At 32.2% G+C, this 3,093-nt stretch carries 5 protein-coding genes; 3 read left to right on the forward strand and 2 right to left on the reverse strand.

The window, feature by feature from the left end:
- Together VFS71_RS06595 and VFS71_RS06600 are read left to right on the forward strand one after the other, a co-directional pair.
- Positions 1 to 665, forward strand: a 665-nt coding sequence (locus VFS71_RS06595) for a leucine-rich repeat domain-containing protein (protein WP_326400121.1), incomplete at its 5' end; no start/stop codon positions are given.
- A gap of 477 nt (positions 666 to 1,142) precedes the next feature.
- Positions 1,143 to 1,307: a hypothetical protein gene (locus VFS71_RS06600; protein ID WP_326400122.1), complete on the forward strand. Its 165-nt coding sequence runs from the start codon at positions 1,143 to 1,145 to the stop codon at positions 1,305 to 1,307.
- Positions 1,308 to 1,590: 283 nt separating this feature from the next.
- Here VFS71_RS06600 and VFS71_RS06605 read toward each other — a convergent pair whose 3' ends face one another.
- Positions 1,591 to 1,929, reverse strand: a complete 339-nt coding sequence (locus tag VFS71_RS06605) for a hypothetical protein (RefSeq protein ID WP_326400123.1) — start codon at positions 1,927 to 1,929, stop codon at positions 1,591 to 1,593.
- 132 nt (positions 1,930 to 2,061) lie between these two features.
- On the opposite strand from VFS71_RS06605, the gene VFS71_RS06610 reads away from it, so the two are divergent.
- A complete protein-coding gene (locus tag VFS71_RS06610; protein WP_326400124.1) occupies positions 2,062 to 2,211 on the forward strand; it encodes a hypothetical protein in 150 nt (49 codons plus the stop codon).
- Between the two features lie 35 nt (positions 2,212 to 2,246).
- On the opposite strand, the gene VFS71_RS06615 is transcribed toward VFS71_RS06610, so the two are convergent.
- Positions 2,247 to 2,717 (reverse strand): JAB domain-containing protein, encoded by a 471-nt coding sequence (locus VFS71_RS06615; protein WP_326400126.1) that lies wholly within the window; start codon positions 2,715 to 2,717, stop codon positions 2,247 to 2,249.
- Positions 2,718 to 3,093 lie beyond the last annotated feature (376 nt).

Here is a 3,093-nt window from a genome sequence, read left to right on the forward strand (position 1 = left end):
TAGTAGGACTCAATCTTTCCAATAATAATCTGGTAGGGACATTGCCCGCTGAAATTACAGATTTAAAAAATTTGGAAGAGTTAAATCTGTTTAAGAACCAAATTTCCGGAACTATTCCTGAAAAGATCGGGGAACTAAAAAACTTAAAAGAATTAAATCTTGCTTTCAATAAGTTATCAGGAACAATACCGAATTCCATTTGTGAAATTCCGCATCTAAATACAATCATGATTTTCATGAATAAGCTTTCAGGGGAATTGCCTAATCAAATTGGAAATTTAAAAGAATTAGAAGTTGTGTCTTTATTTAATAATGAATTATCTGGTCCGCTTCCTGCTTCATTGTATAAACTAAAGAATCTAAAAGAGTTGGCCTTAAGCAGTAATAAATTTTCAGGACAAATCAGCAAGAACGTAGAAAATTTAACAGCACTGGAAAATTTAAGCTTGTTTGACAATAAAATGTGTGGATATATCCCGCCGACCATAGAGAAATTAGACAATTTGGAAAGCGTTAATTTAGCGTATAATTCGTTTTCCGGTAAGGTCTCCCGTGCTTTAGCACAAAAAAGAGATTTTAATCTAACCATGATTAATGAATCAGGTGTTGAGTTCCAATTGGAAGTTTCAAATAATGTAAAAGGGGTTTTGATTACGGGTGAATAAGTTCGGCCACAATAAAAAATAAGAGTGGTTTTCCTTTAGTTTATTGTATAGAATTGGTTTCTTCCTTAAAAGTAAGCTATGGAATACTCCACGTTGTGTTTGTCACTAGGTTAGGAGAATGGTCACATATCTTTGCTTATTTTTAAAAGTTTTTTATAACTGAAAATACAATAAAAATCTCCCAAGTTTTTCCGTGAATGGCTTCGTTACTTCATTAGATTTATTCTGATTCTATCTTTTGTTTTTAATATGTAATTTATTTATTATCATTGAATTATGTTTTAAATTTTGGTTGTTTATGTTTGTATTGATGTGATGTAATTTATTCATGAATGCTAAAAATAAGAGAACTACCTGAGCTCTTCTCCTAAGAGAACAACATTATTATATTGAAAAGTGAAACAACTTAATTTGTCTAGTTTCATTTAATTCTAAACAGACCATAATATTACAATATTAGACTTAAATAAAAATTTTATGGAAATCAATTGGTTTATAGTAATGATAGTGCTTATTGGTGCTATTGCATTAATTATCGTACTGCTAAAGCAAAATAGGAGAGACGAAAAGGAAATTGAAAATGAATTTAACTATTTTAAAAAAACCGATGAAAAAGAGTTAAATGATGAAAAGGATTTATAATGATATAATGGATGTTTTTTATTCTGTTGTCAATTCCGCATAAAAGCTTGTCAATTCGAGAGTATAAGGATTTATGGAAATTGACATTTTATCTTTGTGGGATGGAATGTTAGGAAAAAACAGGGTTTGTTTTATTGTGGTTTGTTAAAGTTTTATGCCGCCAAATTAAACCAATCAGTATTAAAATTTTCAAAAAAAAGTAACATTTCATGATTATTTGAAGTTGATCAAATTCTCAAAAAACACAAATCAGATTCGAAAGTGATAAATATCCGGAGGGAGGTTATAAAATTTCTCGAACGGTGATTTGATTCTGGTTTTCCATCTTATAGAATTCTCCGGAAACTTTTAGTTTTTCGCCGATCTCTGTGGTCTTGTATTGGGCTGGGTTTTTAAGGTTAGAACGACTGATGGTAACAAAATAGACTTCTTGGGTATTAGTTTTTAATTTTGCGGTATAGCCATCTTTGCCTTGATTTATTTCAAGGACTTCCCCTTGAATGATTTTAATTTTTTCTTCGATTTCAAGATGGCTAATCGGCGTATTACTTTTAAGGGAATTTTTATTTTCGGCGCAACCGAACATTAATAGTAAAACTGGAATAATGATAATTTTTTTCATTTGATAAATTTATGAAATAGTAGCTATAGATTGGAAATTAAAAGGAAAGTAATTTTTAAGCTAAAATTAAATTTCGATAAACAGTGAAATTCCAATCTTTCTGGAATAGGTGTTTGTTTAATATATAACTTTTTGGAAGGAATTAACCACATAGAACGTATGACAAGACAAGTTAGTGATGGCTATTTTTTTTTTGCTGCGATAGTTCTTCAATATGTTTTGGGAGAAATTATTCTTCAGCCATTAAGTTTAAGAAACGGCATTGCTTTATTCCACGGATAATAATGTGAAATAAAGTCAAATCGGATCAATAATGCTTACAGTGTTCCATCATCTGCAAAAGAGTAGTAATTCTCGGGAGTGACAATCAGATGGTCTAGAACCGCAATATCAAGTAATTTGCCTGCGGCTTTGACTTTTTGGGTAATGGAATGGTCTGCTTCACTGGCTATCAGTTTACCGGAGGGATGGTTGTGTGCCATAATCAGGGCGGTGGCATTGGCTTTTAGGGCAGCTCCAAATATAAGGCGAAGATCCACGACGGTCCCTGTGATACCTCCAGAGGAAAGTTCATATAATCCAAGTACTCTGTTACTATTATTCAACAGTAGGATTTTGAATTGTTCAATGAATTCGATTTTATTGGGATCCCAAGTTGACAATACAATTTCGTAAGCTGATCTGGAAGATTTGATAAGTGGTCTTTCAGAGGCTTTCACTTTGGTTTTGTAGATCAGTTCAATTTCAGAAACGGTTTGCCAGTTTTGGTTTGTGATTCCATTTTCCATGATTTCCATATATTTAAGATTAATAATATAACCTTAGCGGTCATGGACGAGCGAGCGCAAAAAGCAACGCAATAAAGCGCAGGCACAGCCAAGTATTTATGGGGGAATTTTTTGTGGCGAACCGTAAGTCCATGGACGAACTTTGTTGTAGTATTAGTCGATAGTTTTAGGATTTTTCCGTTTTTGTACGAAGGCAAGAAGTACAAAATACTTCGTTAGGATCGAGCATTGGATTTGTCAATCCGTTTATTATTCAGCAGATATTAATTTTTCCTTAGAATAAGCAGGTAAATTTTAGTAGCCTATGCTGATTTATTTATCGAAAGGATTTAAAATAAAAGAGTTAAAGGGAGTTGTCTTTCTGATAACAATCGCA

It is taken from the genome of Flavobacterium sp. (assembly GCF_035760125.1).
Lineage (GTDB): Bacteria > Bacteroidota > Bacteroidia > Flavobacteriales > Flavobacteriaceae > Flavobacterium.